At 69.4% G+C, this 1224-nt stretch carries 2 protein-coding genes and 1 pseudogene; 1 reads left to right on the plus strand and 2 read right to left on the minus strand.

From position 1 onward, the window contains the following. Positions 1-485 (plus strand): annotated as a pseudogene (locus ICC28_RS39955) (ribonuclease BN); the annotation flags it as partial. An 86-nt stretch (positions 486-571) separates the two neighbouring features. Here the strand turns inward: ICC28_RS39955 and ICC28_RS41205 are convergent. Both ICC28_RS41205 and ICC28_RS39960 read right to left on the minus strand, forming a co-directional pair. After that, the gene (locus ICC28_RS41205; RefSeq protein ID WP_262928532.1) at positions 572-700 is read right to left on the minus strand and encodes a hypothetical protein; all 129 of its coding nucleotides are present in this window, start codon (positions 698-700) and stop codon (positions 572-574) included. A gap of 114 nt (positions 701-814) precedes the next feature. Further along, positions 815-1027, minus strand: coding sequence for a hypothetical protein (locus ICC28_RS39960; RefSeq protein ID WP_188293784.1), 213 nt, complete (start codon positions 1025-1027; stop codon positions 815-817). Positions 1028-1224: the final 197 nt, after the last annotated feature.

The following is a 1224-nucleotide window of genomic DNA, read 5'->3' on the forward strand; positions in this document are numbered from 1 at the left end:
GCACTGCGGACCACGACCGCGTTCGGTCTGAGCTTCGGGGTGGCGGTGCAGACAGGCTATGAGAAGGTCTGGGGCCTGTCTCCGGCCCGCTGGTGGGCAAGGTGGCGGCAGGTGGTGCCGTCGCGTCGCTGAGTGCTGTGCTGTTGCTGTGGTGGTCCCAGCGCTTGCTGATCGGCGGGAAGATCCGCTGGCGTGCCCTGCTGCCCTGCTGCCCTGCTGCCCTGCTGCCCTGCTGCCCTGCTGCCCTGCTGCCCGGCGCCGTGGCCACCGTGATCGGGCTGATCGGCCTGAGGGCCTTCTCCAGGCTCGCCTTCTCGCCGTTGATCGCATCCACCGCAGTCACCTTCGGACCGGTCGGAACTGTCCTGGTTATCCAGTCCTGGCTGGTCGGCGTGGGTGTCGTCGTCTTCGGCGGGGCGCTGGTCGGCCGGCTGCTGTACGAGGAACTCCCACGCATGGCACATGCACTGAAACGGCGCAGATGAGACGCGGCCCTGCAACTGGGCTGGACGGGCTCCCGCGCATGATCGCCGTACAGGGGCGTTTCCCGCAGGGATCGGGAGGGAGTGGATTACCTGCGGCTGCGGCTGCGGCTGCGGCTGCGGCTGTCCCGGCGCCTGCCACCGCTGCCTCCGTGCACGGCGAAGCCGACGATCCAGAGGACCACCAGGATCACCAGAAGGAGAAGATTCCAGAGCATTGCAGGGCCTCCAGGTGGCAGGGATTTCCTTGATTCCGCGGGGGCCGGGCGAGGCGGGAAAGTGGAAGGCTGCGCCGAATAATCTGGAGTTGCGCAGCTATGCCGTGCCGCCAGTCAATGCCTGGCAACATCCGTTGTCAACGCAGCGCCGGCACTGAGGAGTTCTGGGAGCTGGGCAGGAGCCGCCGGGGCGAACGGAGCCTCGGCGGGGGCTTCGGCAGACTCGGTCGGCGGCGGTGGCAGGATGTGGTCCTCCCACCAGGACAGGGCCATCACGGTGGCGAGCAGGACGAAGGGGGTCGAAGCGGGAACGATCAGCGCGTACATGTGTACCGCCTGGTGTGGGATGCGTGCGACGCGGCGGGCAGCGGACCGGTGCCCGCTCGGGGCGCATCGGGGCGTGACCGGGATCGCGTGACGATGGGCGCGTACGGAACGGCCTCGCTCGTGACGCGGCGGGTTCCGGCACCGATGCGCAGGGTGCGCCCCCTGGAGAGCGCGCTGGCGGTGCGACGCTGCCGGGG

It is taken from the genome of Streptomyces sp. TRM68416, from assembly GCF_014596915.1.
Taxonomy (GTDB): domain Bacteria; phylum Actinomycetota; class Actinomycetes; order Streptomycetales; family Streptomycetaceae; genus Streptomyces.